This is a genomic window from Bradyrhizobium australafricanum (assembly GCF_020329495.1).
Taxonomy (GTDB): Bacteria; Pseudomonadota; Alphaproteobacteria; order Rhizobiales; family Xanthobacteraceae; genus Bradyrhizobium; species Bradyrhizobium australafricanum.
Genome location: NZ_JAGKJL010000049.1, coordinates 41,522 through 65,803 on the forward strand (window position 1 = coordinate 41,522; position 24,282 = coordinate 65,803).

29 protein-coding genes and 1 pseudogene are annotated in these 24,282 nt (G+C 64.9%); 18 read left to right on the forward strand and 12 right to left on the reverse strand.

Going from position 1 to position 24,282, the window contains the following annotated elements; translation table 11 throughout:
* Positions 1 to 204 precede the first annotated feature (204 nt).
* The 8 genes from J6525_RS33235 (at position 205) to J6525_RS33270 (ending at position 7,184) form a co-directional block, all read left to right on the forward strand.
* Positions 205 to 1,410, forward strand: a complete 1,206-nt coding sequence (locus tag J6525_RS33235; RefSeq protein ID WP_225647844.1) for an LLM class flavin-dependent oxidoreductase — start codon at positions 205 to 207, stop codon at positions 1,408 to 1,410.
* 37 nt (positions 1,411 to 1,447) lie between these two features.
* Positions 1,448 to 1,681: a hypothetical protein gene (locus tag J6525_RS33240; protein ID WP_225647845.1), complete on the forward strand. Its 234-nt coding sequence runs from the start codon at positions 1,448 to 1,450 to the stop codon at positions 1,679 to 1,681.
* A 44-nt stretch (positions 1,682 to 1,725) separates the two neighbouring features.
* Positions 1,726 to 2,676: a sulfonate ABC transporter substrate-binding protein gene (locus J6525_RS33245; RefSeq protein WP_225647846.1), complete on the forward strand. Its 951-nt coding sequence runs from the start codon at positions 1,726 to 1,728 to the stop codon at positions 2,674 to 2,676.
* 40 nt (positions 2,677 to 2,716) lie between these two features.
* Positions 2,717 to 3,670, forward strand: a complete 954-nt coding sequence (locus J6525_RS33250) for a sulfonate ABC transporter substrate-binding protein (protein ID WP_225647847.1) — start codon at positions 2,717 to 2,719, stop codon at positions 3,668 to 3,670.
* Positions 3,652 to 4,833, forward strand: a complete 1,182-nt coding sequence (gene ssuD, locus J6525_RS33255; protein ID WP_225647848.1) for an FMNH2-dependent alkanesulfonate monooxygenase — start codon at positions 3,652 to 3,654, stop codon at positions 4,831 to 4,833. The genes J6525_RS33250 and ssuD overlap by 19 nt, the downstream gene beginning before the upstream one ends.
* A 158-nt stretch (positions 4,834 to 4,991) precedes the next feature.
* The gene (locus tag J6525_RS33260) at positions 4,992 to 5,738 is read left to right on the forward strand and encodes an ABC transporter permease subunit (RefSeq protein ID WP_057017321.1); all 747 of its coding nucleotides are present in this window, start codon (positions 4,992 to 4,994) and stop codon (positions 5,736 to 5,738) included.
* 8 nt (positions 5,739 to 5,746) lie between these two features.
* Positions 5,747 to 6,586 carry an ATP-binding cassette domain-containing protein gene (locus J6525_RS33265; RefSeq protein WP_092089209.1) on the forward strand — a complete coding sequence of 280 codons (840 nt, stop codon included), beginning with the start codon at positions 5,747 to 5,749 and terminating at the stop codon, positions 6,584 to 6,586.
* A 7-nt stretch (positions 6,587 to 6,593) separates the two neighbouring features.
* Positions 6,594 to 7,184 carry a flavin reductase family protein gene (locus J6525_RS33270; protein ID WP_225647849.1) on the forward strand — a complete coding sequence of 197 codons (591 nt, stop codon included), beginning with the start codon at positions 6,594 to 6,596 and terminating at the stop codon, positions 7,182 to 7,184.
* Between the two features lie 26 nt (positions 7,185 to 7,210).
* Here J6525_RS33270 and J6525_RS33275 read toward each other — a convergent pair whose 3' ends face one another.
* Entirely contained in the window at positions 7,211 to 7,588 is a 378-nt protein-coding gene (locus J6525_RS33275) for a hypothetical protein (RefSeq protein ID WP_225647850.1), read from the reverse strand.
* 169 nt (positions 7,589 to 7,757) lie between these two features.
* Here J6525_RS33275 and J6525_RS33280 point away from each other — a divergent pair, with 169 nt between their 5' ends.
* A complete protein-coding gene (locus tag J6525_RS33280; protein WP_016844338.1) occupies positions 7,758 to 7,913 on the forward strand; it encodes a hypothetical protein in 156 nt (51 codons plus the stop codon).
* A 41-nt stretch (positions 7,914 to 7,954) separates the two neighbouring features.
* Here J6525_RS33280 and flbD read toward each other — a convergent pair whose 3' ends face one another.
* The 7 genes from flbD to J6525_RS33315 form a co-directional block, all read right to left on the reverse strand.
* Positions 7,955 to 9,340, reverse strand: coding sequence for a sigma-54-dependent transcriptional regulator FlbD (gene flbD, locus J6525_RS33285; protein ID WP_225647851.1), 1,386 nt, complete (start codon positions 9,338 to 9,340; stop codon positions 7,955 to 7,957).
* A 54-nt stretch (positions 9,341 to 9,394) separates the two neighbouring features.
* Positions 9,395 to 9,745, reverse strand: a complete 351-nt coding sequence (gene fliN, locus J6525_RS33290; protein WP_225647852.1) for a flagellar motor switch protein FliN — start codon at positions 9,743 to 9,745, stop codon at positions 9,395 to 9,397.
* Positions 9,746 to 9,765: 20 nt separating this feature from the next.
* A complete protein-coding gene (locus J6525_RS33295) occupies positions 9,766 to 10,389 on the reverse strand; it encodes a FliH/SctL family protein (protein ID WP_092089185.1) in 624 nt (207 codons plus the stop codon).
* The gene (fliG, locus tag J6525_RS33300) at positions 10,389 to 11,474 is read right to left on the reverse strand and encodes a flagellar motor switch protein FliG (protein WP_225647853.1); all 1,086 of its coding nucleotides are present in this window, start codon (positions 11,472 to 11,474) and stop codon (positions 10,389 to 10,391) included. Before fliG ends, J6525_RS33295 begins: the two co-directional genes overlap by 1 nt.
* 1 nt (position 11,475) lies before the next feature.
* Positions 11,476 to 13,104, reverse strand: coding sequence for a flagellar basal-body MS-ring/collar protein FliF (gene fliF / locus J6525_RS33305; RefSeq protein ID WP_225647854.1), 1,629 nt, complete (start codon positions 13,102 to 13,104; stop codon positions 11,476 to 11,478).
* Between the two features lie 174 nt (positions 13,105 to 13,278).
* Positions 13,279 to 13,554, reverse strand: a complete 276-nt coding sequence (gene sciP / locus J6525_RS33310) for a CtrA inhibitor SciP (protein ID WP_002714638.1) — start codon at positions 13,552 to 13,554, stop codon at positions 13,279 to 13,281.
* Between the two features lie 175 nt (positions 13,555 to 13,729).
* Complete coding sequence (locus tag J6525_RS33315) at positions 13,730 to 14,590, reverse strand: LysR substrate-binding domain-containing protein (RefSeq protein WP_225647855.1); 861 nt, start codon at positions 14,588 to 14,590, stop codon at positions 13,730 to 13,732.
* A gap of 78 nt (positions 14,591 to 14,668) precedes the next feature.
* Here J6525_RS33315 and mdcA point away from each other — a divergent pair, with 78 nt between their 5' ends.
* From mdcA to J6525_RS33330, 3 genes are read left to right on the forward strand one after another with little or no spacing between them, the layout of a single operon-like run.
* Entirely contained in the window at positions 14,669 to 16,324 is a 1,656-nt protein-coding gene (gene mdcA, locus J6525_RS33320; protein ID WP_225647856.1) for a malonate decarboxylase subunit alpha, read from the forward strand.
* Positions 16,325 to 16,336: 12 nt separating this feature from the next.
* Positions 16,337 to 17,596, forward strand: a complete 1,260-nt coding sequence (locus J6525_RS33325) for a malonyl-CoA decarboxylase (protein WP_225647857.1) — start codon at positions 16,337 to 16,339, stop codon at positions 17,594 to 17,596.
* Between the two features lie 34 nt (positions 17,597 to 17,630).
* Positions 17,631 to 18,410: an alpha/beta fold hydrolase gene (locus tag J6525_RS33330; protein WP_225647858.1), complete on the forward strand. Its 780-nt coding sequence runs from the start codon at positions 17,631 to 17,633 to the stop codon at positions 18,408 to 18,410.
* A 59-nt stretch (positions 18,411 to 18,469) separates the two neighbouring features.
* Here J6525_RS33330 and J6525_RS33335 read toward each other — a convergent pair whose 3' ends face one another.
* Together J6525_RS33335 and J6525_RS33340 are read right to left on the reverse strand one after the other, a co-directional pair.
* On the reverse strand, positions 18,470 to 19,690 hold the full coding sequence (locus J6525_RS33335; protein WP_225647859.1) for an OpgC family protein: 1,221 nt from the start codon (positions 19,688 to 19,690) through the stop codon (positions 18,470 to 18,472).
* Positions 19,691 to 19,815: 125 nt separating this feature from the next.
* Positions 19,816 to 19,998: a hypothetical protein gene (locus tag J6525_RS33340; RefSeq protein WP_225647860.1), complete on the reverse strand. Its 183-nt coding sequence runs from the start codon at positions 19,996 to 19,998 to the stop codon at positions 19,816 to 19,818.
* A gap of 519 nt (positions 19,999 to 20,517) precedes the next feature.
* On the opposite strand from J6525_RS33340, the gene J6525_RS33345 reads away from it, so the two are divergent.
* Positions 20,518 to 21,489 carry a helix-turn-helix transcriptional regulator gene (locus J6525_RS33345; RefSeq protein ID WP_225647865.1) on the forward strand — a complete coding sequence of 324 codons (972 nt, stop codon included), beginning with the start codon at positions 20,518 to 20,520 and terminating at the stop codon, positions 21,487 to 21,489.
* A gap of 197 nt (positions 21,490 to 21,686) precedes the next feature.
* Here J6525_RS33345 and J6525_RS33350 read toward each other — a convergent pair whose 3' ends face one another.
* On the reverse strand, positions 21,687 to 21,887 hold the full coding sequence (locus J6525_RS33350; protein ID WP_057017332.1) for a hypothetical protein: 201 nt from the start codon (positions 21,885 to 21,887) through the stop codon (positions 21,687 to 21,689).
* Positions 21,888 to 21,998: 111 nt separating this feature from the next.
* Between J6525_RS33350 and J6525_RS47910 the strand changes: the two genes are divergently transcribed.
* The 4 genes from J6525_RS47910 (at position 21,999) to J6525_RS33370 (ending at position 23,477) form a co-directional block, all read left to right on the forward strand.
* Positions 21,999 to 22,517, forward strand: a complete 519-nt coding sequence (locus J6525_RS47910) for a hypothetical protein (RefSeq protein ID WP_225647861.1) — start codon at positions 21,999 to 22,001, stop codon at positions 22,515 to 22,517.
* Between the two features lie 134 nt (positions 22,518 to 22,651).
* Complete coding sequence (locus J6525_RS33360) at positions 22,652 to 22,837, forward strand: DUF3606 domain-containing protein (protein WP_028333447.1); 186 nt, start codon at positions 22,652 to 22,654, stop codon at positions 22,835 to 22,837.
* A 1-nt stretch (position 22,838) separates the two neighbouring features.
* On the forward strand, positions 22,839 to 23,015 hold the full coding sequence (locus tag J6525_RS33365) for a DUF2934 domain-containing protein (protein WP_143029746.1): 177 nt from the start codon (positions 22,839 to 22,841) through the stop codon (positions 23,013 to 23,015).
* 117 nt (positions 23,016 to 23,132) lie between these two features.
* Positions 23,133 to 23,477 (forward strand): DUF1236 domain-containing protein, encoded by a 345-nt coding sequence (locus J6525_RS33370; protein ID WP_092089173.1) that lies wholly within the window; start codon positions 23,133 to 23,135, stop codon positions 23,475 to 23,477.
* A gap of 110 nt (positions 23,478 to 23,587) precedes the next feature.
* On the opposite strand, the gene J6525_RS33375 is transcribed toward J6525_RS33370, so the two are convergent.
* Positions 23,588 to 23,806 (reverse strand): hypothetical protein, encoded by a 219-nt coding sequence (locus J6525_RS33375; protein ID WP_143029745.1) that lies wholly within the window; start codon positions 23,804 to 23,806, stop codon positions 23,588 to 23,590.
* 348 nt (positions 23,807 to 24,154) lie between these two features.
* Between J6525_RS33375 and J6525_RS33380 the strand changes: the two are divergent.
* Positions 24,155 to 24,282: pseudogene (locus tag J6525_RS33380) on the forward strand (IS110 family transposase); the annotation flags it as partial.

Genomic DNA, 24,282 nt, shown 5'->3' on the forward strand with positions numbered 1-24,282 from the left:
GTGAGCGCGCGACCGATAGCGCCGCGACTCAGGCCAGCACAAGCTAAACATTCATGCGTTCCGATCAAGCCGTCTCCCGCTGCGCGGAATTGGGGTTTCGCCCCCGAGGCTAGACTTGATCCGGAGCGCCACTAGACTGCCCCAAAACAACAAGCGGTCGAGACCACGATAAGTGGTCGAGCAAGCGACCTTGGGAGTGACTCCATGAAATTCGGCATCTTTTACGAGCTGCAACTGCCGCGCCCCTGGAACGACGGCGACGAGCTCAGGCTCTACCAGAATGCGCTGACGCAATTGGAAACCGCCGACCGGCTGGCTTACGACTACGCCTGGGTCGTGGAGCACCACTTCCTGGAGGAATATTCGCACTCGCCGGCGCCGGAATCCTTCCTTGCCGCCGCGAGCCAGCGCACCAAAGACATCCGGCTCGGCCACGGCATCTTCCAGCTCACCACCAATCATCCCGCCCGCGTCGCCGAGCGGGTCGCGGTGCTCGATCTCTTGAGCAACGGCCGCTGCGAGTTCGGCATGGGCGAGAGCGCCTCGATCACCGAGCTGACGCCGTTCGGCCGCGACATGGAGACCAAGCGCGAGGTGTTCGAGGAAGCCGTGCAAGCGATCTTCCCGATGTTCAGCAAGGTCGGCACCGAGCATCACGGACAATATTTCGATATCCCGCTGCGCAATGTCGTGCCGAAGCCGGTGCAGAAGCCGCATCCGCCGCTCTGGATGGCGTGCTCGCAACTGCCGACCATCGAACGCGCCGGGCAGAACGGCTTTGGCGCGCTCGGCTTTCAGTTCGTCAGCGCCGAGGCGGCACATGCCTGGGTGCACGCCTATTACAACGCGATCACCAAGCGGCTGAAGAAGCTGGCCGACTACGAGATCAATCCGAACATGGCGCTGGTCTCGTTCTTCATGTGCGCAAAGACCGATGAACAGGCGCGCAGGCGCGCCGACGGCGCGACCTTCTTCCAGTTCGCGCTGCGCTATTACGGCCAGGCGCAGAACCGGCAGCGGCCGGCGCCCGGCACCGTCAACATGTGGGACGAGTACAACAAGTGGAAGCGCGACAATCCGGAGGCGCAGGAGGCCGCGCTGCGCGGCGGCCTGATCGGCTCGCCCGAGACCTTGCGCAAGAAGCTGCGGCGCTTCCGTTCCTCGCATATCGATCAGGTGATCCTGCTCAACCAGGCCGGCAAGAACACGCATGAGCACATCTGCGAGTCGCTCGAGCTGTTCGCGAAGGAAGTGATGCCGGAGTTCCAGCGCGATCCCGAGCACGATGCCTGGAAGAAGGGCGTACTCGACGGCTCGATCCAGCTCGAGGAGATCGACACCCAGGCGTTCACGGACCGCTATGGTAAACTCGCGGTCAATGTCGGATCGAAAGCCACCGCTGCGGGCTGATCGATTGCTGCAGCATCGGCTCTGATAATCAGAGCCGATGTTCCAGATTCTTGTTGGACGCGTTTTCTTCACGCGAACCGGTACCCACTTCGCTCGAAAACGCTTCTGTGCAGCGACCTCGCGTTTCCGTGAGGAAAATAATTCGCTACACGCGATCCGCGCCTTAAAAGAAACGGCACGCGCGATGCCAGCACCGAAGTGCTGGCATCGCTATTTTTGTGCGGTGCTCGACAGCTTCATTCGTACGCCCCATCATCCTGACATCGCATGATCGTGCAGCGCGATAGCGCGCTTGATCGTCAGGAGAATTTTGGAATGAAGCGTCGTGAGTTCCTCCAGCTGTCGCTCGTCACAGCCGCCGCCGCTGCGCTGTCACGCGGTGCGCAGGCGCAGGCGGACGCGAAGGAAATTCGTATCGGCTATCAGAAGAACGGCGTGCTCGTCATCACGCGCCAGCGCGAGGCCTTGGAAAATCATTTCAAGCCACAGGGCATCAGCGTGAAATGGGTCGAGTTCTCCTCGGGCCCGCCGATGATGGAGGCGATGAATGTCGGCAGCGTCGATTACGGTGCGGTCGGCGATTCCCCGCCGATCTTCGCGCAGGCCGCCGGCGCCGCCATCGTCTATGCCGCGGCCCAGCCCATCATCAACGGGTCCGGCATCCTGGTGCCGCAGAATTCGGCAATCGCGTCAATCGCCGATCTCAAAGGCAAGCGCGTCGGCTTCACCAAGGGATCGAGCGCCCATAACGTCGTGATCCAGACCCTGGAGAAGGCCGGGCTGACGTATGACGACATCACGCCGGTCTATCTGACGCCGCCGGACGCCGGGCCGGCCTTCGCCAATGGCGGCATCGATGCCTGGGCGATCTGGGATCCGTATTTCGCGATCGCCGAGACCAAGCAGAACGGCCGCATTCTGGTCAAGACGCGCGACATCACCAAGACCAACTCGTTCTACATCGCCAACCGCGACTTCGCCCGCAATCGCGGCGCGATCCTGCAGCAGATCGTCGATGTCACGACGTCGAGCGCGGCATGGGCGCAGGCGCATCCCGATGAGGTCGCCAAATCGCTGGCCGCCGTCACCAGCGTGCCGCTCGATATCCAGACCATCGCGGCGAAGCGGGCGGGCTTCTCGGTCGGACCCGTGACCGACGACATCATCGCGACCCAGCAGGGCGTCGCCGACCGCTTCTTCAAGCTCGGCCTGATCCCGAAGCAGATCGCGATCCGCGACATCGTCTGGCGCAATCCCCAGACCTGATCGGCGCGCGTTTGGTCATTTCAATGCAGAGGATAGTCCCATGACGCGTTTATTCCGACGCTGGATCGCCCGCGCGGTGCTGTCGCTCAGCATCGTCGCCGCAACCGTCGGCGTCTCCTACGGCCAGGAGAAGGTGGTCCGCATCGGTTACCAGAAATACGGCAAGCTGGTGCTGCTCAAGAGCAAGGGCTCGCTCGAGGAAAAGCTGAAGGCGGTCGGCACCAAGGTGGTGTGGACCGAGTTTCCGTCCGGGCCGCCGCTGCTTGAGGCGCTCAATGTCGGCGCGATCGATTTCGGCAATACCGGCGAGGCGCCGCCGATCTTCGCGCAGGCCGCCGGCGCGCCGATCCAGTATGTCGCCTACGAGCCGCCGGCGCCGAAGGGCGAGGCGATCCTGGTGCCGAAGGACAGCGCGATCAAGTCGGTCACTGACCTGAAGGGCAAGAAGGTCGCGCTGAACAAGGGCTCCAACGTCCACTATCTCTTGGTGAAGGCGCTGGAGAAAGCCGGCGTCAAATATTCCGAGATCGAGCCGGTGTTCCTGGCGCCGGCCGATGCACGCGCGGCGTTCGAGCGCGGCGCGGTCGATGCCTGGGTGATCTGGGATCCGTTCCAGGCCGCGGCCGAAGCTGCGACCGGCGCCCGCACCGTCGCCGACGGCACCGGCATCGTCGCGAACTATCAGTTCTACTTCGCCTCGAAGAAATTCCTGCAGGCCGATCCGAAGATCGTCGAGCTCGTGCTGGCGCAGCTGAGCGAGGTCGATGACTGGGCCAAGGGCGATATCCACGCCGTTGCCGAGCAGCTGGCGCCGAGCATCGGCCTGTCGGTGCCGGTGGTCGAGGTCGCGCTGAAGCGGCAGGCCTACGGCATCAAGCCGGTCACCGATGCGGTGGTCGCGGACCAGCAGCAGGTCGCCGACACGTTCTTCGCGCTCGGCCTGATCCCGAAACAAATCAAGATTTCCGACGTCGCATGGAGGCCGGGCACGTGAGCACCCCAACCAACGCCAACATCCTCTGGTTCCTGCCGACCCACGGCGACAGCCGCTACCTCGGCACCTCGATCGGCGGCCGCGAGGTGAACTTCAACTACCTGCGCCAGATCGCGCAGGCCGCCGATCAGCTCGGCTATTACGGCGTGCTGCTGCCGACCGGGCGGAGCTGCGAGGACTCCTGGGTGGTGGCCTCGGCCGTCGCGCCCTGGACCGAACGCCTGCGCTATCTGGTGGCGGTGAGGCCCGGCCTGCAGTCGCCGAGCGTCGCCGCACGCATGACCGCGACGCTGGACCGGCTGTCGAACGGCCGCCTGCTGATCAACGTCGTCACCGGCGGCGATCCGATCGAGAACAAGGGCGACGGCATTTTCTTAGATCATGACGAGCGCTACGCGGTGACCCGCGAGTTCCTCAACGTCTACAGCGATCTCCTGGCGGGCAAGACCGTCAATGTCGAAGGCGAACACATAAGGATCGAGGACGGCCGCCTGCTGTTCAATCCGGTGCAGTCGCCGCGGCCGCCGCTGTATTTCGGCGGCTCCTCGGATGCCGGCATCGACGTCGCGGTCGATACCGTCGACAAATATCTGACCTGGGGCGAGCCGCCGGCGCAGGTCGCCGAGAAGATCGCCAAGGTGAAGGTGGTGGCGGCGCAGCGCGGCCGCAAGCTCTCGTTCGGCATCCGCCTGCATGTGATCGTGCGCGAGACCAATGCGGAGGCGTGGCGCGCCGCCGACGAGCTGATCCAGTACGTCACCGACGACACGGTGGCCGCCGCGCAAAAGATCTTTGCGCGGATGGATTCGGTCGGCCAGCAACGCATGGCGCAACTGCATGGCGGCCGCCGCGACCAGCTCGAGATCAGCCCGAACCTGTGGGCCGGCGTCGGCCTGGTGCGCGGCGGGGCCGGCACCGCGCTGGTCGGCGACCCCGAGACCGTCGCCGCGCGGATCAAGGAGTATCAGGAGATCGGCGTCGATACCTTCATCATGTCGGGCTACCCGCATCTCGAGGAAGCCTATCGCTTCGCCGAATTGGTGTTCCCACTGTTGTCGCTGGCGCAGGGCGGCAACGTGACGCCGATCCGCGTCAATACCGGGCCGTTCGGTGAGACCATCGGCAACGACTATCGTCCGCAGAAGCAGGCATCGCAATCATGAGTCTCATCGACAGTCTCCCGCGCCGCAAGGCGTTTTCGAGCGAAGTGGATGCCGGTTCGCGTGAAGAAAACGCGTCAAAACAAAAATCTGGAGCTCCGTTCCGATCCCATCGGAACGGAAACAGCTCCAGCGCCCCGAAACTTCCAAAGGTCGACGGTCTGATTCCGTGGATCGTGCCGCTGGCGATCGTGCTGGTGTGGCAGCTTGCCTGCGTCACCGGCTACGTGCCCTCGCGGGTGTTGCCGGCGCCGACTGACGTCGCGGTGGCCGGATGGAAGCTGCTGCTGTCCGGCGAATTGGTCCGCAACATCTGGGTCAGCTTCTGGCGCGCCTCGATCGGCTTCTTGATCGGTGGCGGCATCGGCTTCGCCTTCGGCCTCGCCAACGGGCTGTCGCAGCTGTCGGCAAAGCTCACCGACACCACCTTGCAGATGGTGCGCAACATTCCGCATCTGGCGCTGATCCCGCTCGTCATCCTGTGGTTCGGCATCGACGAGTCGGCAAAGCTGTTTTTGGTGGCGCTCGGTGTGTTCTTCCCGATCTATCTCAACACGCTGCACGGCATCCGCACCGTCGACCCGCAGCTGATCGAGATGGGCCGCATCTACGGCATGACCGACGGTGAGCTGTTCCGCCGGGTGATCTTCCCCGGCGCGCTGCCCTCGATCTTCGTCGGCCTGCGCTTCGCCCTTGGCATCATGTGGCTGACCCTGATCGTCGCCGAGACCATCGCGGCCTCGTCGGGCCTCGGCTACATGGCGATGCAGGCGCGCGAGTTCATGCTGATCGACGTCGTCGTGCTCTCGATCCTGATCTACGCCTTGCTCGGCAAGCTCGCCGACAGCGCCTCGCGGGCGCTGGAGCGGCTGACCCTGTCGTGGCATCCCGCCTTCCAGAAGAAGTGAGAATGAGAATGCAAGAAGCGCTTCGTTTCGAAACCGCTGAAGCCGAGCCGGTCGACCGCACCGAGATCGTCGTGAAGGCGCGGCAGTTGCGGCGCGTGCCGGAAGGCGCGGCCCGCGGCCTGTCGCTGACCATCCGCGGCCTGCGCAAGGCGTTCGGCGACAATGAGGTGCTGCGCGGCATCGACCTGCACATCCCGGCCGGCCAGTTCGTCGCGATCGTCGGCCGTAGCGGCTGCGGCAAGAGCACGCTGCTGCGTCTCATCGCCGGCCTCGACGCGCCGACAGCGGGAAGCATCGCCTTCGGCGAACAGCCGAGGGCGCAGGACGTCCGCGTCATGTTCCAGGAACCGCGGCTGTTGCCCTGGGCGCGCGTGCTGTCCAATGTCGAGGTCGGGCTGGGGCGCGAGCGCGCCTCCGCCGACGCACAGGCGCGCGCCGAGCGTGCGCTGGTCGAGGTCGGCCTCGGCGACAAGCGCACCCAGTGGCCGTCGGTGCTGTCGGGTGGGCAGAAGCAGCGCGTGGCCCTGGCGCGGGCGCTGGTCAGCCAGCCCCGCGTGCTGGCGTTCGACGAACCGCTCGGCGCGCTCGACGCGCTGACGCGGATCTCGATGCAGCAATTGCTGGAGCGGGTCTGGCGCGACCAGGGCTTCACCGCGATCCTGGTGACGCATGACGTCGCCGAGGCGGTCGCGCTCGCCGACCGCGTGCTGGTCATCGAGGACGGCCGCATCGCCGAGGATGTCGCGATCGACCTGCCGCGGCCGCGCCGGCGCGGTTCGGCCGAACTCGCCGCACTGGAGGGCGAGATACTGAAGCATCTGCTCGAAGGCAGCGAAGACAGTCTGTGAGGTCGCCATGAATTCCGTCGTCCGCGATGTTTCGATCGAGCCCGCGGTTGCGGCCGCCGAATTCCGCGGCGCGATGCGTCACCTCACCGGCGGCGTCAGCGTGATCACGGCCGGTCGGGCCAAGGATATCTCGGGAATGACGGTGACCTCGGTGTCGTCGCTGTCGGTCGAGCCGCCGTCCTTGATCGTCAGCGTCAACCGCGCGGCCTCGTCATGGCCGCTGATCGCGCGCCACGGCGTGTTCGGCGTCAACATCCTGGCCGCGGATCAGCGCGACATCGCCGAGCGCTTCACCGGCAAGAGCGGCCTGAAGGGCGCGGACCGCTTCACCGGAGCCGAGTGGACGACGCGCGCGTCAGGCGTCCCGCTGCTGGTCGGCGCGTTGGCCGCGGTTGATTGCGAGGTCGAGGAGACCATCGAACGGCATTCGCACGTGATCGTCATCGGTCGCGTGCTCGACGTGATTGCCTCCGAGCGAACCGCCGCGCTGGCATATTGGCGCGGCGAGTATGTCGCGATCGACCATGAGGAAGACGCCGCACGGCTGGCTGAGGTCAGCCTGCCGTCGCGTCATGTTCATGTTCGAGGGCCGCGCTAGCGCGCCGTGCTTATCCGGACCGGACTTTAGAAAACTGCGCTCAGCGATGCCGGGCTGTCGATGATCACATTGCTGCCGCGGACGCCAGCCCATACAGCCTGGACGGTCTGAGCTGCATTGGCCAGCGGAATGCCAACGACGAGCGTGGTCGGGATACGGCCAAAGCTCGACGGGGTCTCGTTATAGGTGAAGCTTGCGACGACCGGCGAGACCGTGCCATTGACGGTGACGCCGAACACGCCGCCCGGAATATCGTTGCCCGTGGCGTAGGGATTCGGAACGTTAAGGGTGATGATCGCGGTGGTGCCGACGCCCTCCGGAATCGTCAGGTTGAGGCCTTGCATCGGCGTTAAAGTCGCGGAGGTCGTGGACAGGGTGCCGCTGGTCTGCGCATAAAGGGCCATATCACTCTCCAGTTGTCTAAGAATGTAAACGCAATAGGAGATTGAATAAGGCAACCTGCCGCAAGATTCAAGGGATGAACGGCGCCGAGGCCGGCGCGGCATGTTGGCCGTGGCGCTTTCCCAATCGGCGCATTAAATGGCGCGGATGTTTCGGAGAGGTGACGGTTGGATGAAGCGCGTGGGAACCTGGCTGTTCTATCTCGTCGGTGCGATCGCCGTCGCCTATCTCGCGCTCTATGCCTATGTGACGTTCACGGGTCGCGACATCACGCCCGGCGATCCGATCCGGATCTTCCGCAAGCCCGACGCACCCAGCTATTCGTGAGGCGCGGAAAACGGCGGGACTTATCCCGCCGCTTCCCGTGTTCAGCCGGCGTTCGCCATGCGTTGATAGTCCGGCGCGCCATTGCCGGCCGGGGTGATCGGGATGCCGCCGTCGGCATATTCGTTCAGCTTGTTGCGCAGCGTGCGGATCGAGATGCCGAGGATGTTGGCGGCATGGGTGCGGTTGCCGAGGCAGTGCTTCAGCGTTTCCAGGATCAGGTCGCGCTCGACATCGGCGACGGTGCGGCCGACCAGCGCGCGGGTGACCTGCTCGGCGGCCAGCGTGGCGTGCGCGACCGCGGGCGCGGTCTTGGCGAGGTCGAGGCGGTCGCCGTCGGGGGTCAGGATCGCCTCAGCGCCGATCTCGTCGCCCTGCGCCATCAGGACCGAGCGGTGGATGGTGTTCTCGAGCTCGCGGACGTTGCCCTGCCAGCGGTTCGCGGTCAGCACGCGGCGGGCATCAGTCGAGATCGGACGCACCGGCATGCCGTTGGCCTCGGCATACTTCCTGGCGAAATGCTGCGCCAGCTCGAGGATGTCGGCCGGGCGGTCGCGCAGCGGCGGAATCTTCAGGTTGACGACGTTGAGGCGGAACAGCAGGTCCTCGCGGAAGCTGCCTTCGCGCACGGCCTCCGAGAGGTTGCGGTTCGAGGTCGCGATGATGCGGATGTCGACCGGGACCGGCTTGGTGCCGCCGACGCGGTCGATCACGCGCTCCTGGATCGCGCGCAGCAGCTTGGACTGCAGCCGAACGTCCATCTCGGAGATTTCGTCGAGCAGCAGCGTGCCGCCGGTCGCTTCCTCGAACTTGCCGATGCGGCGCGCGACCGCGCCGGTGAAGGCGCCCTTCTCATGGCCGAACAGCTCGGATTCCAACAGGTGCTCGGGGATCGCGGCGCAGTTGATCGAGATGAACGGTCGCTTGGCGCGGGCCGAGCGGGAATGGACGTAGCGCGCCAGCACTTCCTTGCCGGTGCCGGACTCGCCGGTGATCATGACGGAGGCGTCCGAGCCCGCGATCTGCTGCGCCAGCTTGATCACCCGGCCCATCGCCTCGTCGCGGTAGATCAAATCGCGCGCGTCGTTGGCGACCGCGGCCAGCACCGCTGCGATCAACTCGGGGTCCGGCGGCAGCGGGATGTATTCCTTGGCGCCGGCATGGATCGCGGCGACCGCGGCGCGGGCGTCGTTGGAGATGCCGCAGGCGACGATCGGCACGTGGATGTGCTCGGCGTCGAGCCGCATCACGAGGTCGCGGATGTCGAGACCGACATCGACCAGCAGGAGGTCGGCGCCCTTGCCGCCGCGCAGCACGTTCATCGCCTGTTCGGCGGCCTCGGCGTGGGTCACGGAGGCGCCGTTGTCCATCGCGATCTTGGTCGCGGTCGTGAGCTGGCCCTTCAGGGTGCCAACGATGAGAAGCCGCATGATGATCTCCTGTTCGTCTGGTCGCGCAGGTCCCGCGCGTGACCGCCTGAGTTATTAAGAGCGTTCTGCCTTGATGATTTCGGTCATGGTCACGCCGAGCTTGTCTTCCACCAGCACCACTTCGCCACGCGCCACCAGGCGGTTGTTGACGTAGATGTCGATCGCCTCGCCGACGCGGCGGTCGAGTTCGAGCACGGTGCCCGGTCCGAGTTTCAAGAGGTCGCCGACGTCCATCTTGGAGCGGCCGAGCACCGCCGAGACCTGCACCGGCACGTCGAACACGGCCTCCAGATCGGCCGCGATGCGCGCGGCATGTTCGTCCTCGTTGTAGCCGATGTCGTCGATGGTGGGCGCGTCGACGGAATTGAGATCGGGAAGCGGGACTTGGGTGTCGGTGTCGGTCATGGTTCAGCCCTCAATCGCCTTCAGCCGGCCTGGCCGCGGGACGCCAGATAGCGCCCGACGAGTTCGTTGATCTTTGCTTCGATCGCGGCGCGTTCCAGCACGACGCCGCCGTCGGCCCATTCGATCCGGCAGTCGCCGGTCGCAATCGTCGGCTCGGCGAGGATCACCAGCCGGCCCTGAAAGCCGGAATGCGCCGCCATCCGCTCGATGTTGTCGTGCGCCGCCTCGTAGAGCGCGTCATTGATGCGGACCACGAGATGCGGTGTCGCCACCAGATGCGAGAAGCAGTCGGAGACCAGCGCGGTGATCTCGCCGAGCGGCTCGCGCGCGATCAGCTCCGAACAGAGCTTGCGGGCGACCGCCACCGCGACGTCCACCGCCTCGGTCTCCATCCGCGTCTCGATGCCGGCGAAGCGCGCCGCGATGCCCTTGATCGCGGTGCCGATCTCTTCCAGCGCCTGCGCGGCCCGGCGGTCGCTCTCGACCTTGGCCTCGCGCAGCGCGGCCTCGTAGCCGGCGCGATAGGCCCGAGCCTCGGCGTCGGCGACCTTCTGTGCGACCTCGGCCGGCGTCGGCGCGCGTTCGCGCGCGCGGTCCGGCGCCGAGAAATCGGTGTCGAACAGGAATTTTGCGGGCGCGGCCATCAATACACCAGCTCGTCGTCGGCGCGGTTCTTGGTCAGCGTGATCTCGCCGCGGGCGGCGAGGTCCTTGGCGAGGTTGACCAGAAGCGCTTGGGCCTCGTCGACATCGCGCAGCCGCACCGGACCCATCGCGGCCATGTCGTCCATCAGCATCTTGCCGGCGCGCGAGGACATGTTGCCGAGGAAGAAGCTGCGCACCTCCTCGTTGGCGCTCTTCAGCGCGACGCCGAGCTTGTCCTTGTCGATGTTGCGCATCAGCGTCTGGGCCGAGGCGGTATCGAGCTTGATCAAATCGTCGAAGGTGAACATCAGCGCCTTGATGCGCTCGGCGGATTCGCGGTTCTCCTCTTCCAGCGAGGTGATGAAGCGGGTCTCGGTCTGGCGATCGAAATTGTTGAAGATCTCGGCCATCACCTCATGGGCGTCGCGGCGGCGGGTCTGCGACAGGTTCGACATGAACTCGGTGCGCAGCGTCTGCTCGACGCGCTCGATGACTTCCTTCTGCACCGCTTCCATCCGCAGCATGCGGCCGACCACGTCGAGCGCCATGTCCTCGGGCAGGATCGCGAGCACGCGCGCGGCGTGCTCCGGCTTCAGCTTCGACAGCACCACCGCGATGGTCTGCGGGTATTCGTTCTTGAGGTAGTTGGCGAGCACCTCTTCCTGCACGTTGGAGAGCTTCTCCCACATGTTGCGGCCGGCCGGGCCGCGGATCTCGTCCATGATGCCGGAGACGCGCTCGGCCGGCAGGTATTGCTGCAGCAGCCGTTCGGTGGCGTCGAAATTGCCCATCAGCGCGCCGGAGGCCGACATCCGCGAGACGAATTCCAGCATCAGGTCCTCGACCACGTCGGCCTCGACGGTGCCGAGCGTCGACATGTGGACCGACAGCTCGCGGACTTCCTCGTCGTCGAGCATCGACCAGATCTTGCCGCCATACTGCTCGCCGAGCGCGAGCATCAGGATCGCCGCGCGCTTCGGACCGGGCAGCGGCTTGCCCTTGGGCCGGGCGCTTTGCCGGTTCGCCAGTGTCGAGAGGACGGTGGCGATGTCGTTGGCGTTGGTGGTCTGGGGTACGGCGGCCATGTCAGTTCTCTACCGGCTCGCTCAGCCATTGACGGACGATGGAGACGGTTTCGTTCGGATTGCGTTCGGCGAGCTCGCCGACCCGGTGCACGGCCTGGGCGTGGACCTGGCCCTGGATCTGGGCGACGTCGATCAATTGCGCCGCGCCGCTGCCGCTCGGGATCAGCGCCTGACCCGGCGTTGCGGCGCTCTCGGCATGGGCTTCGGCCAGCGCGGGCATGCCCGCGCCAGTCAGCGCCGGAATGACGTCGGCCGCCACGATGCGCTTGACCAGCGGACGGACCACCATGAACAGCACGACGAGGCCGAGCATCATCATGACGCCGAGCTCGATGACGTACATCACGTCATCCTTGGTGAATTGCAGCATGCCGAGCAGGCCGGTCGGCTCGGCGATCGGCTGCGCGGCGGGCGGCTCGGCGAAGCGCAGGTTGACGACCTCGACCTGGTCGCCGCGCTTCTGGTCGAAGCCGATCGCGGAGCGGACCAAAGCGGCGATGCGGTCGAGCTGCTCCTTGGTGCGGTCCTGATAGACCAGCTCGCCTTTTTCGTTCTTGGAGTAGCTGCCGTCGACCAGCACCGCGACCGAGATGCGGTTGACGCGGCCGGCCTCGGTCACCTCGGTCTTGGTGGTGCGGGAAATCTCGTAATTGTTGGTCTCTTCGCTCTTCTTGCTCTGGTCGCGGGCGCGGGCGGCGTTGTCCTGGTTCGGGCTGCCCGGCAGCTCGTTGGCGACGGTGACCTGGCCGGAATTGTCGGCGGTGAGGCTACTTTCCTCGCGGGTCTGGGTCGAGCGCAGCACCCGTCCTTCGGGGTCGAACTTGTCCGAGGTCTGGGTGATCTTGTTGTAGTCGAAGTCGGCGGAGAGCTGGACGCGGGCGCGGCCGGCGCCGACCACCGAGGAGACGATGTCCTCGACCTGCTTGCGCATCCGCTTCTCGAAAGCGGCGCGGCGCTCGTCGCCGACCGCGGCGTCGGCGTCGGACTGGGCGCCGTCGGCGAGCAGTTGCCCGGCCTCGTCGACGATCGAGACCCGCTGCGGCTTCAGTCCGTTGACCGCGGAGGCGACGACGTGGCGGATCGCCCGGATCTGCTGCGGCTCCAGCGCGCCGCGCACCCTGAGGACGATCGAAGCTGATGGTTCCGGCGTCTCGCGCGAGAACAGCGGCTTCTCCGGCAGCACGAGATGGACCCGCGCGGCCTGGACGCGGTCGATGGCACGGATGGTGCGGGCGAGCTCGCCCTCCAGCGCGCGCAGATGATTGATGTTCTGGACGAAGCTCGTGGTGCCCAAGGCGTCCGACTTGTCGAAGATCTCATAGCCGACGCCGCCGCCCTTGGGCATGCCGCCCTCGGCGAGCTTCATCCTGAGCCGCGTCACCTTGTCCTTCGGCACCATGATCGCGGCGCCGTCATTGCGCAGCTCGAACGGGATCGCCTGGCGCTCCAGCTCCTTGATGATTCCAGAGGAATCCTCGGTCGACAGATCGGTGAAGAGGGTGGTCATCTGCGGCGTGGTGACGCGCATGATGACGAAGGCGAAGAAGCCGATCAGGGCCGCGGTGACTGCAATCATGGCCGCGAGGCGGGCCGCACCAAGACCTCTCAGGAAAGCAACCAGACTTTGCACCAACGGCCCCCAGGGATTCGGCCCGCGCGGGTCCGACTGGGCAAATATTGCCTAGGGTATGGTTTCCATATGGTTAACGCCGGTTAAGGACCGCGGCAAAATCGCGGACATGAAAAAAACCGGCTTCGCAAGGCGAGGCCGGTTTTCGTCAAATGCCACAGGATCGGCGCCGAATTACTGCCGATATTGCTGGATGCGGGTGGTGCGCAGCCCGGCCAGACCGTGCTGGTCGATCGAGAACTGCCAGGAAAGGAATTCATCGACGGTCAGCGTGTAGCGGCTGCAGGCCTCCTCGAGGGAGAGCAGGCCGCCGCGGACCGCAGCGACGACTTCGGCCTTGCGGCGGATGACCCACCGTTTGGTACCGGGGGCCGGCAAATCCGCAATCGTTAACGGGCTGCCGTCAGGCCCGATGACGTATTTCACCCTCGGGCGATGGGGTTCTGTCATGGCGTACTCACAAACTCTCAACCACTGAACTCGCAAGGGGTAAGCTACGCCTCCCGGTTTAAAATTTGCCTAAGCCCAAGCGTTCAATACGAATCTCGTTGGAACGGCCGGGAACATTCGGGTCTGCCCGCCGGCAGGCAGACCGGCGCGCGGCGCAATTCGCGGTTCGGTGCGCTCAAATCGAGGGGCGCAGGGGACCGCGCGCCAGCGTCAGCAAGGCATCGGCGAGCGCCTCCGCGGCCTTGTCCGGCCGTCTTTTCTCGTAGATGGCGAATTCCAGATCGGGAAGCGGCGGCAGGCCGTCGCCAATTCCGAGAACGCGCAGGCCCGTGGTGACGGCGCTGAGCGGCAGCGGGGTAATGGCAAGTCCCGCGACGGCGGCGGCGCGGACGCCGGTCAGGCTCGGGCTGGTATAGACGATCTCCCAGCCGAGCTCGCCGTCGCGCAGCGCGGAGAGTGCGGCGTCGCGCGACACCGATCGTTCGCGGTACAGCGCCAGCGGCAGCGGCGCGCCGGGAACGAGATCGAACGTTTCCGCCGCGGTCCACACCAGCGGTTCGCGCCACACCAGGCGGCCTTTCGACGTTCCGAGCGGCCGCTTGGCGAACACCAGATCGAGCCGGCCCGCATCGAGCTGCTCGATCAGTTCGGCGCTGACGCCGATCTGCACCTCGAGCTTGACGCCGCGATGCAGCGCGGCGAAGCGGCCGAGCGCCGACGGCAATGAGCCGCCGGCGACTTCCTCGACCACGCCGAGACGGACCGAGCCGGACAGCCGCGGCGCCACCAGCCGCTGCCGCGCCGCTTCCTCGAGCTGCAGCAAACGCCGCGCATCGCCGAGCAGCATCTCGCCTTCGTCGGTCAGCGCGACGCTGCGCGTCGTGCGCCGGAACAGCGGCCGCCGGGTCTCGAGCTCGAGCCGCTTGATCTGCTGGCTGATGGTCGACTGGGTCAGATGCAATTGCTCGGCGGCGCGGTGGAAGCCGCCGCAATCGGCGACCGCGACGAAGGCCCGCAAAAGTTCGAGGTCGAGCATCGATTAATCCATTTTCATAATCAATCATATTATAGAATATCGTTTCTATTATCAATGCCGGCCGCCTACCTTCGCTTCATGACCAAGCAAGGAGAGGCCATCATGTCGGAGACAACACCACGAACCGATCGCACGGCGCGTCTGGCGCGCGCGCGAGCTGTCTGCGGCACAAACGGAAAGGTCTGCCCGCCCGACCGCGCGGTCGAGCTGCTCGAGGCGGTCATCGCATCCGGCGACCGGGTGGCGCTCGAGGGCGACAACCAGAAGCAGGCGGACTTCCTGGCCGCGTGCCTCGCCGGGGTGAACCCGGCGCGGGTGCATGATCTGCACATGGTGCAGTCGGTGCTGGCGCTTCCCGATCATCTCGCGGTGTTCGAGCGCGGCATCGCCAACCGCCTGGACTTCGCCTTTGCCGGCCCGCAGAGCCGCCGCCTTGCCGAGCTCGTTGCCGCCAAGGCGCTGCGGATCGGCGCGATCCATACCTATCTCGAGCTTTACGCGCGGATGCTGGTGGACCTGACGCCGCAGGTTGCGCTCATCGTTGCCGACAAGGCCGATCGCCACGGCAATCTGTACACCGGTCCGAACACCGAGGACACGCCGACCATCGCCGAGGCCGCGGCGTTCCGCGGTGGCGTCGTCGTGGCGCAGGTCAACGAGATCGTCGATCGTCTGCCGCGCGTCGACATCCCCGGCGACTGGGTCGATGTCGTGGTGCCCGGTCCGAAGCCGTATGCGATCGATCCGCTGTTCACGCGCGATCCCGCCAAGGTCAGGGACGAGAATGTCCTGATGGCGATGATGGCGATATCGGCGGTGTACGAACCTTATCAGGTGACACGGCTCAATCACGGCATCGGCTATGCCACCGCGGCGATCGAGCTGATCCTGCCGACCTTTGCCGCCAGGCGCGGGCTGAAGGGCAAGGTCGCGCGGAATTTCGTGCTCAACCCGCATCCGACGCTGATCCCCGCCATCGAAGCCGGCTTCGTCGACAACGTCTATTGCTTCGGCTCGGAGCTCGGCATGGAGCGATTTGTCGCCAGCCGTCCCGACGTGTTTCCGGTCGGCGCCGACGGCAATCTGCGCTCCAACCGCGCGCTGGCGCAGGTCGCCGGACAATATGCCTGCGACCTGTTCGTCGGCGGCACCTTGCAGATCGATCCCGAGGGCAACAGCTCGACCGCCACCAAGGACCGCATCACGGGCTTCGGCGGCGCGCCGAACATGGGTGCCGATCCGCGCGGCCGACGCCACGACAGCGTTGCCTGGTTGCGTGCCGGCGAGGAAGCAGGCGAGCGTCTGCGCGGCCGCAAGCTCGTGGTGCAGATGGTCCAGACCTGGCAGCCGAACGGCGCGCCGAGCTTCGTCGAGCGCCTCGACGCGTTCGACCTCGCGGCCTCGGCCGGCTTCGCGCTGCCGCCCGTCATGATCCATGGCGACGATGTCACCCACGTGATCACCGAACGCGGCGTCTGCAACCTGTTGCGTTGCCGCTCGCCGCAGGAGCGCGAGGCCGCCCTGCGCGCGGTCGCCGGCGACACCGAGTTCGGCCGGCGGCAGGACGCCGGGACGACTGACGGCCTGCGCCGCCGCGGCATCGTGATGCTGCCGTCCGATCTCGGCCTCGACGTCGAGACGGCGACGCGCGACTGGCTCGCCGCGAAATCGATCGACGACCTCGTCACTGCATCGGGCGGCCTCTACGTGCCGCCTGCCAAATTCCGCCGCTAGAAGGAGGCTCCCATGACCCACGCCGAGCACATCCCAGGCAGTCCACCGGCCTCACTCGACAAAGCGAGGCAACTCGCCGCGGCATTGTTGTCCGAGCGCGGCGAAGCGTCGGGCGCCCTGATCGCGCGCCAATTGCAGCAGACCATGCGCGCGCTCGATGCCGACGGCCGGCACGGCTTTCAACGTTATCTGGCGAGCGCGTTTCAGCCCGACGCGGCGGCGCTGCAGGATGCGGCGAAGCGTTATCTTGCCGACGGCACCGCGGCGGCCGCGGCCGCCTTGGCCGACGCCGCGGATCCGCCGCGCCAGGAGGTGTTGCGGCGGATGAACATGGCGCCCGGCGGCACGGCGAGCCTGATCGCGATGCGCAGCGAGATCGCCGGCCGTCTCGGCCCCGAACCGGAGCTGAAGCTGCTCGATGCCGATCTCAAGCATCTGTTCGTCTCATGGTTCAATCGCGGCTTTCTCGAGCTTCGCCGCATCGACTGGCAGTCGCCGGCCGCCGTGCTCGAGAAGCTGATCGCCTATGAGGCGGTGCACGAGATCAAGGGCTGGGACGATCTGCGCCGCCGCCTTGCGCCCGACCGCCGCTGCTTTGCCTTCTTCCACCCCGCGCTGCCCGGCGAGCCGCTGATCTTCGTCGAGGTCGCGCTGGTGCAGGGACTGGCCACCGCCGTGCCACCGCTACTGGTGCAGGATGCGGATCAGGACAGCGCAGGCCTCAGGGCCGCGCATGCCGACACCGCGATCTTCTATTCGATCTCCAACTGCCAGGACGGACTGCGCGGCGTGTCGTTCGGCAATTTCCTGATCAAGCAGGTGGTCGAGGAGCTGCAAACGGAATTCCCGCAGCTGAAGCGCTTCTCCACGCTGTCGCCGATCCCGGGTTTCCGGCGCTGGCTCAGCCAGCAGCCGCAATCCGGCGGCAAAGACGTCGCGATGCTGCGCGAGCTGGACCGCGAAGGCTGGTGGCACGACGCGGCGACCTGCGAGACCTGGCGTCCGGTCCTGATGAAGCTGTGCGCGCAATATCTCACGCGCTCGCCGGCGTCAGGAAATCGCATCGATCCGGTGGCGCGCTTCCATCTCGGCAACGGTGCCCGGCTGGAGCGGATCAATTGGCTCGGCAACACGGCCGACCGCGCGATGGCGGAATCCTTCGGCATCATGGTCAACTATCTTTACGATCACGACAGCATCGAGCGTAACCACGAGGCCTTTGCGCGCGTAGGAGAGATTGTCCGTTCACCGCAGGTGGACGCGCTTCTCTGATTTTCAACTCAGCATACAACAACGGAGCAGTAACATGATGATGAACAGACGCGCCTTCTCGACCGCCTTGCTCGCTGGAGCCGCGGCTTCACTGGTGTCCACGCGCGGCATGGCCGCCACCACGCCGCCGGTCAAGGCGCACAACGTCGTGCTGGTGCACGGCCTGTTCGCCGACGGCTCCTGCTGGTCCGAGGTCATTCCGCGGCTGCAGGCCGCCGGGCTCAACGTCACGTCGGTGCAAAATCCGTTGACCACGCTGCCCGAAGCGGTTGCCTCCGCGCAGCGGGTGCTCGATCGCCAGGATGGTCCGACCGTGCTGGTCGGCCATTCCTTCTCCGGCATGATCGTCACCGAGGCCGGCGTGCATCCGAATGTCTCGGCGCTGGTCTATGTCGCGGCGCGCGCACCCGATGCGGACGAGGATTACACCGCGCTGGCCAAGACCTATCCGACGCCGCCCGCGAGCGCCGGCATCGTGTTCGACGGCGACGAGGGCCGGCTCAGCGAACAAGCGTTCCTGCGCGATTTCGCCGGCGACCTGCCGGAGGCGAAGGCGAAGGTGCTCTATGCCGTGCAGCAGCCATTCCACAAGCAACTGCTGGCCGGCAAGACCAGCCATGCGGCCTGGCGCAGCAAGCCGAGCTACTACGCCGTCTCGACCGAAGACCGCACCATCAATCCGGATCTCGAGCGCTTCATGGCCAAGCGGATGGGCGCCACCACGATCGAGGTGAAGGCCAGCCATCTCGCGCTGATCTCGCAGCCGGACGCGATCGCGCGGCTGATCCTCGACGCCGCGCGGCAGTCGAGCTGAGCGTCGGCGTTGACCGTGCGTGGGAGAGCATCTGCTTCTCCCGCGCACGATGACGCGCTCTAGAGGATATGCGCGCCATGACCGTCGAAAATGCCGCGATCGCCGGCGCGCGGCACAAGGTCAAGTCCGGCCGCATCGACATCCGGCGGCCGGGCGCGCTTGGTGCCGAGCGTGTTCAGCAGCGTCGCGACCACGACCATCACAAGGACACCGGCAAGACTGAGTCCGATCTGCATCGAGAGCCGGTTCGAGATGTCAAACAGGTCGCATTGGCTGGCGAGCGCCAGCAGGACGCCGAGACAATAGATCGGCAGCGAGTTCTCGCCACAACGCCTCGCGCTGCGCAGCATCGGCGTCGACAGTCCCTGCCAGCCCGCTGGAACGAGCCATGACACCACGATGGCAAGTGCCAGAAAATGCAGCAGCCGCAACGGGCTCAAATTCGACTTGTCCATCGGAAACAGCAGATCCGTCAGCGCCTGCGGCAGCAGCGGCGGCTTGATGCCGTGGCCCAGCGCAACGACGATGCCGAACGCGAGATAGAGCGCGGACAGAACCAGCGCAGGGCGCGACGTCACCCATCCCTGGATCGTCCTTCCCTCGATGACGTACCATGCGCCCAGCACGACCGGAAGCTGCCAGGCCAGTGGGTTGAAGAACCAGACGCCGTCGGGCCAGGCGGGAATGCTCCAGCCGAAGACATGCACCAGCGCATAAAGCGACAGCGAAAGACCAAGCGCCAGGTTCGGCGCTCGCAGCAGCAGCCACAGCAGCGGTGCGAACAACACGTGACAGATCACAAAGACCGGCAGCACGTCGGTATTGACAGGGTGGAATTGCAGCACCGCGGCGTGCGCAAGCGCTGCGCCCGGACGTTCGAACAGAACCCGCGTATTGCTGTCGTCGGCGAGACGGTCGCTGCCCGCGAGGTAGACGACGATCGCGCAGGCGAGCGTCAGCAGCAGAAAGGCGGCATAGATATCCCATCCTCGCCGCAGCGAACGGCCGATCATGCCGCGCCAACCGTCGCGCTGACGCGCCCTGCCGTAGGCCAGTGCGCAGGTGACGCCCGAGATGAACATGAAGATTTCGGCGGCATCGCAGAAGCCGTAGTTGCGCAGGGTCAGCCAGCTTCCGACGTTGTCTGGAATGTGATCGAGAAAGATCCACCACAACGCGATCCCGCGACAGACATCGATGCGCGGGTCGCGGCCGGTCGATCTGAACTCCGGCGGAGTCTCGCCGAGCAATCGCTTCGAGCTGCGGGTTCGATCGTGCATCTATCGATCTGTCTGGCGGGCGCGCAGCCTCATCGGACCCAGGTCCATGAGACGCCCGGGTGCTCCGAGGCGTGCGCGTGCCGGACTAGCCTCCGGCCAACCTGTATGATTGTGCGCTCCAGCTACTACCCCAGGGTTGGCGGCGCTTCCGCCGGCCAGCCGCAATCACGGGGGCCGGGTGGATCGCTATCCTCTGACGGCGCCGCCGGCGCGACGTCGTCGATGGCCGGCAACAAATGCTGCTTTCGCATTTCGGCGAGGCGGGCACGACAGTATTCACGATAAAGCATGTCGAATATGATGGACATGATCGAACGCCTTCTTGATCACTAGGTTGACTTTCCCACGTGACAGATTTCGACCATTTCAACCGGCGGCGATAACCGACAGTGCCGCAGGCAGTCCGACGCAACCAAAATCGATATCAGTCGTTCTACTGAATGACCTGCGCGTGGCGTCTTAGCCAGGAAACCGCGTACAGGGGCACGACACTGATTTGCGCTTGCACGCTGCCCGGAATGTTTGAAGCGGATCCGATGGCAGCAATTATAAATAGAGCGATCGCGACTGCTTCTTCTTAAAAGGGAAATTTGCCGCGATTTTCATGATGTCATTATATACGTAATATTCTAATCACCAAGTGAACCAGTTCACATCAGCATCAATCACAGGCGAGCAAGACTAGCAGACCGGTGACGTGGCTTCTTGGACTCATGCGCACGGATCGAGCGAAGGCCGGTGCGTGAATCGCAAAATGCAGATACTGACTGTGGAGTGCCGCAGCATTTCATTCTGGTGTTTTGTGAAGGCTGGAGGTCCCCATGCCGATGGACGCAGCCAATTTCGCATCGTATCGATTTTCGACGTGCGAGCTTCCGGAACGCATTCGTATCCCGCTCTGGCGCGAGCACTTTGGCCGATGCATCGTGCACGCCGATATCGAGCCTCTCTCGAACGTTTCATTCCAGGCCGATGCATCGCTGCGAGCCGTTCAGGGTCTACGCATGCTGGCGCTGAAGGGCACGTCGATGCGGTTCAAGCGTTTGCAGGCGAACCTTGCCGATGGCGATGACTCCATCGGGGTCATCTTCTGCTCTCCGGGCAGAGGTCAGCTATCGCAGCGCGGCCGGGACGCCGATTTTCGCGCCGGCGATGCAATCGCAATTCTGCATTCCGAGCCTGCCAGCGTCACCTATATCGACGGGTTGCAATTCGGCCTGGCCGTGCCGCGCGAGGCACTTGCGCAGCGCGTGAGCGACGTCGAAGGCCTGGTCATGCGGCCGATTTGGCACCGGACAGAGGCATTCCGACTCTTTATCTCATACCTGAAATCGGTGCTCAAGACGAAAGCGCTGAGCGCGCCGAAGCTTCGCGATACGGTCGTGACCCATATCCACGATCTCATCGCGCTCGCGATCGGCGAGTGTGCTGCGCTGGGCGAGAGCAGCGCGAGCGCCGTCGTCGCTGCGCGGCACCGTGCCGTGCTCGACTACATCGCCGCACACTTTGAGGAGCCCGGGCTCAACGTTCAAACGGTTGCGCGTGGCCAGGGCATCTCGTCGCGCTATCTGCAGCGCCTGATGGCGTCATCAGGACCGTCATTCACCGAGCGCTTGAATGAATTGCGGCTCGAGCGGGCGCTCAAATTGCTCACCGAGCCAGATGCCGGCCGTCGGCGAATTTCCGATATCGCGCTCGAGGTCGGTTTCTCGGATGTTTCGCATTTCAACCGTCTGTTCCGAGCCCGCTTCGGCGATTCGCCACGCGGTGTGCGGCTCGCACGAAAGGGCTCTCACTGAGCCGCCGCCCCTGATCGGGATGTGCGCGAGATGCTGCCTGGGGGCGCTCCGGAGCGAAGGGCGAGGTGGGTTGAGGCCGGCTGCAAGTCTGGTTGGGGCAAAACCCGACGTTGGGGCGGGCCCGAGCCTCGAACGCCTCTCGCGGCTGTGCGCGCATTAGCTTATGTGAATCGACACAACTTATGTGAATCGAAGCGCTATGGTGGCGGCTCTGCTCCCGGAGTGGCGAGCCATTGGTCGATCTGGACGGCGCGCTCGGCCTCGCGGGCCTTCTTGAGAAGTCGTTCCCGCTCGGTGCCGGGAGGCAGATGCGAAGCCCTCGCGCGGGCCGCTTCCTCCAGCTGAATGAGGCGGTATGCGAGCGTCGTGGTTTGCTTGAAGCGATTACGGCGTTTCATGTGTGCAATTGGTGTTTTCAACCCTGATGTAGGTCCGAACCGCGCTCGTCGTCGTTTGTTCCTATTGAACGGCGGGGCGTGGCCTGTCCTGGTCGCGTCCTTGAGAGCACCATGCGGCGGGCCGGCCAGGGAATGCCGGACATCGGCCGGCAGCGTCGGTCTGCGGGAAGCGAGCCGAGCCGAGATGAGAACGATCGTTCCCCGTCAGACGCTCGTCGAAGCCAGGGGGATGCGGAAGAGTTCGCTATCGCCCGCATCGCGAACCGAAATGAAATTGCCGTCGCGAACCATCTCCGGCTTTTCGGTCCCGATCCGGTGAGCGATGAAGCTGCCGTGATCCTGGGCGTCCTTGTCGTCGGCACAGTCGTGACCGACGACGTCGTGTGCGGGGATGTCGCCCGCGAGATGGAAGAAGTATCTGGGCATCTAGGTCAGCTTGTCCAAATTGCCGAACGGCTTCGCGGGCGGCGCGTTCTCGGCCTTCTTGATCTGCTGCGCGCCTTCCTTGGCAAGCCTGCCATCGTTGATGATCTCGGCGATGAGCTGCTTGACCCGTCCGCCGATCCTGTCTGCAATGCCTGTCATGGCTTACCTTTGTTCGTGCTGCCGCCCGCGGCCTCTCACGACTGAAGTATCGCTCGCGGAGAATGTTCCTCCGAGGGGTGAGCACCCAGCCATCCAAGAAAGGAACAAATGACTGTCCGGAAGATTGGATCGCCAGCAACGGCCGAGGCTCAGGCCGAGCGGTTGACGCGAGAAATTCAGTGACGAAGCGCCTGACCAGGAAAGAGCAGTTCGATCGATCGAAGATCAACATGCACGATCTGCTTCAGGTGAGATGCTGGACACATGCCCTCGGCGTGTCGCGCGAACAGCTGCGTAAAGCCGTCGAGAAGGTCGGTGACTCAGCCGTGACGGTTCGCAAGGAGCTCGGAATTCCCGAGGAATGACATGGCCACCGTACAGCAGATCCGGGACTACGCGCGGCAGCTCTGGGAGAAGGCCGGAAAGCCCGACGGCAGGGACGAGCAATTCCGGCACGCGGCCGAGGTCGAGCTGAATGCGGAGAGCGAAAGTCCGGACGCGCCAGCACTGGACCAGCCGAACAAGACGATCATTCCCGGATGAAGCCGGTCTTGCCGCGAGAGGCGTGCCGGCGGCGCGATTGATGGGGATCCTCCATTAGGAACATTGCCATTCTGTCGCGGTTCTCGAAACGCCGCATGGAGCGGTGAGGAGGACGTTATGAAAAGACTGGTTTTGATTTCTGTTGCCGCCGTATTGGCGTCGACGGGCGCTTTCGCCCAGAGCACGATTGTCGGCACGACCGGTGCCGGACATGCCGCCACCGTGCAGATCGAGCCGCAATACCGTACGCGAATCCACAGCTATGTGACCGAACACAAGATCCGTCCCGTCGAGACGCGGGAGAGGATCGTCGTCGGCTCGCCTGTGCCGCGCGAGGTCGAGCTTGAAGCGGTGCCTGCCGATTGGGGCCCGTCGCTCACCAGATATCGCTATGTCTATACCGGCCAGCGCGTGATGCTGGTCGATCCCGACACCCGTACGGTCGTCCAGGAAGTCGAGTGAGGCCGCTCTGATGGCGGGCCGCCTGCAACGGCGGCGGCCCGCGCTCAGCCGGAACGTCCGATCCGCGGGGTAAGCGCCGTTCCGTCAGCGGCCATCGACCGCGTCGGCCGTCAGAGACCGATGCTGGCCACAGCCGCTTCCGCGACGCCCTTCGCGTCGAGGGCGCCGGTCTTGCCGATCTCGATGACCTTGCGGGCCACGATCTCGCAAAGCGGATCGTTGCGATCGACCAGACCCATCGAATGCAGCGCCAGGCTGAACGCCCTGTTGAAGAGCTCGATTTGCTCCGGCGTGTATTCGTCCGTCTTCAGCAAGCGATTGATCGGCATTGTCGAGCCCCACAGCAAGCAGCCAAGTGACGTGGCTATAGCATGGAACCGTCGCGATCGGCAGTCGGCTTTCCCTGCGCCCTCTACAGCAGAGGCGAGACGAGAAGCAAAAGCTCAGGCAAATCATGTCGCGAGAATGCGATCGTGTGACCCACAAGAACCGCGCCGCACACTCAGTGTCGTCCTGGCGAAAGCCAGGACCCATTACCCCAACTCTCAATTGTTGCGCGACGCTGGGGCCACGATCCCGTTCATCATCAAAATGCGGTGGTTGATGGTGTGGACGGCCCCCTACGGCATCAGTGTGCCAGAATGAGGTTGTCTAGATCTCATACAAGGGAGCCGTCCGTGAACCAGATTATCCGCATTGGGATTGATACGTCGAAGTATATTTTTGTGCTGCATGGGGTTGATGCGGCGGAGCAGGTGGTGCTGCGCAAGAAGCTGTCGCGCAAACAAGTGCTGGAGTTCTTCGC

Bases quoted from the DNA above. Each gene is read 5' to 3' on its own strand.
- J6525_RS33295 (WP_092089185.1), bottom strand. From the start codon at position 10,389: ATGGCCGCGCCCGCAAAATTCCTGTTCGACACCGATTTCTCGGCGCCG.
- J6525_RS33330 (WP_225647858.1), top strand. From the start codon at position 17,631: ATGATGATGAACAGACGCGCCTTCTCGACCGCCTTGCTCGCTGGAGCC.
- sciP (WP_002714638.1), bottom strand. From the start codon at position 13,554: ATGACAGAACCCCATCGCCCGAGGGTGAAATACGTCATCGGGCCTGAC.
- J6525_RS33370 (WP_092089173.1), top strand. From the start codon at position 23,133: ATGAAAAGACTGGTTTTGATTTCTGTTGCCGCCGTATTGGCGTCGACG.
- J6525_RS33350 (WP_057017332.1), bottom strand. From the start codon at position 21,887: ATGAAACGCCGTAATCGCTTCAAGCAAACCACGACGCTCGCATACCGC.
- J6525_RS33270 (WP_225647849.1), top strand. From the start codon at position 6,594: ATGAATTCCGTCGTCCGCGATGTTTCGATCGAGCCCGCGGTTGCGGCC.
- J6525_RS33315 (WP_225647855.1), bottom strand. From the start codon at position 14,590: ATGCTCGACCTCGAACTTTTGCGGGCCTTCGTCGCGGTCGCCGATTGC.
- J6525_RS33365 (WP_143029746.1), top strand. From the start codon at position 22,839: ATGGCCACCGTACAGCAGATCCGGGACTACGCGCGGCAGCTCTGGGAG.
- ssuD (WP_225647848.1), top strand. From the start codon at position 3,652: ATGGAGGCCGGGCACGTGAGCACCCCAACCAACGCCAACATCCTCTGG.
- J6525_RS33340 (WP_225647860.1), bottom strand. From the start codon at position 19,998: ATGTCCATCATATTCGACATGCTTTATCGTGAATACTGTCGTGCCCGC.
- fliG (WP_225647853.1), bottom strand. From the start codon at position 11,474: ATGGCCGCCGTACCCCAGACCACCAACGCCAACGACATCGCCACCGTC.
- J6525_RS33265 (WP_092089209.1), top strand. From the start codon at position 5,747: ATGCAAGAAGCGCTTCGTTTCGAAACCGCTGAAGCCGAGCCGGTCGAC.
- J6525_RS33335 (WP_225647859.1), bottom strand. From the start codon at position 19,690: ATGCACGATCGAACCCGCAGCTCGAAGCGATTGCTCGGCGAGACTCCG.
- J6525_RS33325 (WP_225647857.1), top strand. From the start codon at position 16,337: ATGACCCACGCCGAGCACATCCCAGGCAGTCCACCGGCCTCACTCGAC.
- J6525_RS47910 (WP_225647861.1), top strand. From the start codon at position 21,999: ATGCGGCGGGCCGGCCAGGGAATGCCGGACATCGGCCGGCAGCGTCGG.
- mdcA (WP_225647856.1), top strand. From the start codon at position 14,669: ATGACCAAGCAAGGAGAGGCCATCATGTCGGAGACAACACCACGAACC.
- J6525_RS33250 (WP_225647847.1), top strand. From the start codon at position 2,717: ATGACGCGTTTATTCCGACGCTGGATCGCCCGCGCGGTGCTGTCGCTC.
- J6525_RS33375 (WP_143029745.1), bottom strand. From the start codon at position 23,806: ATGCCGATCAATCGCTTGCTGAAGACGGACGAATACACGCCGGAGCAA.
- fliN (WP_225647852.1), bottom strand. From the start codon at position 9,745: ATGACCGACACCGACACCCAAGTCCCGCTTCCCGATCTCAATTCCGTC.
- J6525_RS33280 (WP_016844338.1), top strand. From the start codon at position 7,758: ATGAAGCGCGTGGGAACCTGGCTGTTCTATCTCGTCGGTGCGATCGCC.
- J6525_RS33345 (WP_225647865.1), top strand. From the start codon at position 20,518: ATGGACGCAGCCAATTTCGCATCGTATCGATTTTCGACGTGCGAGCTT.
- J6525_RS33245 (WP_225647846.1), top strand. From the start codon at position 1,726: ATGAAGCGTCGTGAGTTCCTCCAGCTGTCGCTCGTCACAGCCGCCGCC.
- J6525_RS33275 (WP_225647850.1), bottom strand. From the start codon at position 7,588: ATGGCCCTTTATGCGCAGACCAGCGGCACCCTGTCCACGACCTCCGCG.
- flbD (WP_225647851.1), bottom strand. From the start codon at position 9,340: ATGCGGCTTCTCATCGTTGGCACCCTGAAGGGCCAGCTCACGACCGCG.
- J6525_RS33235 (WP_225647844.1), top strand. From the start codon at position 205: ATGAAATTCGGCATCTTTTACGAGCTGCAACTGCCGCGCCCCTGGAAC.
- J6525_RS33240 (WP_225647845.1), top strand. From the start codon at position 1,448: ATGTTCCAGATTCTTGTTGGACGCGTTTTCTTCACGCGAACCGGTACC.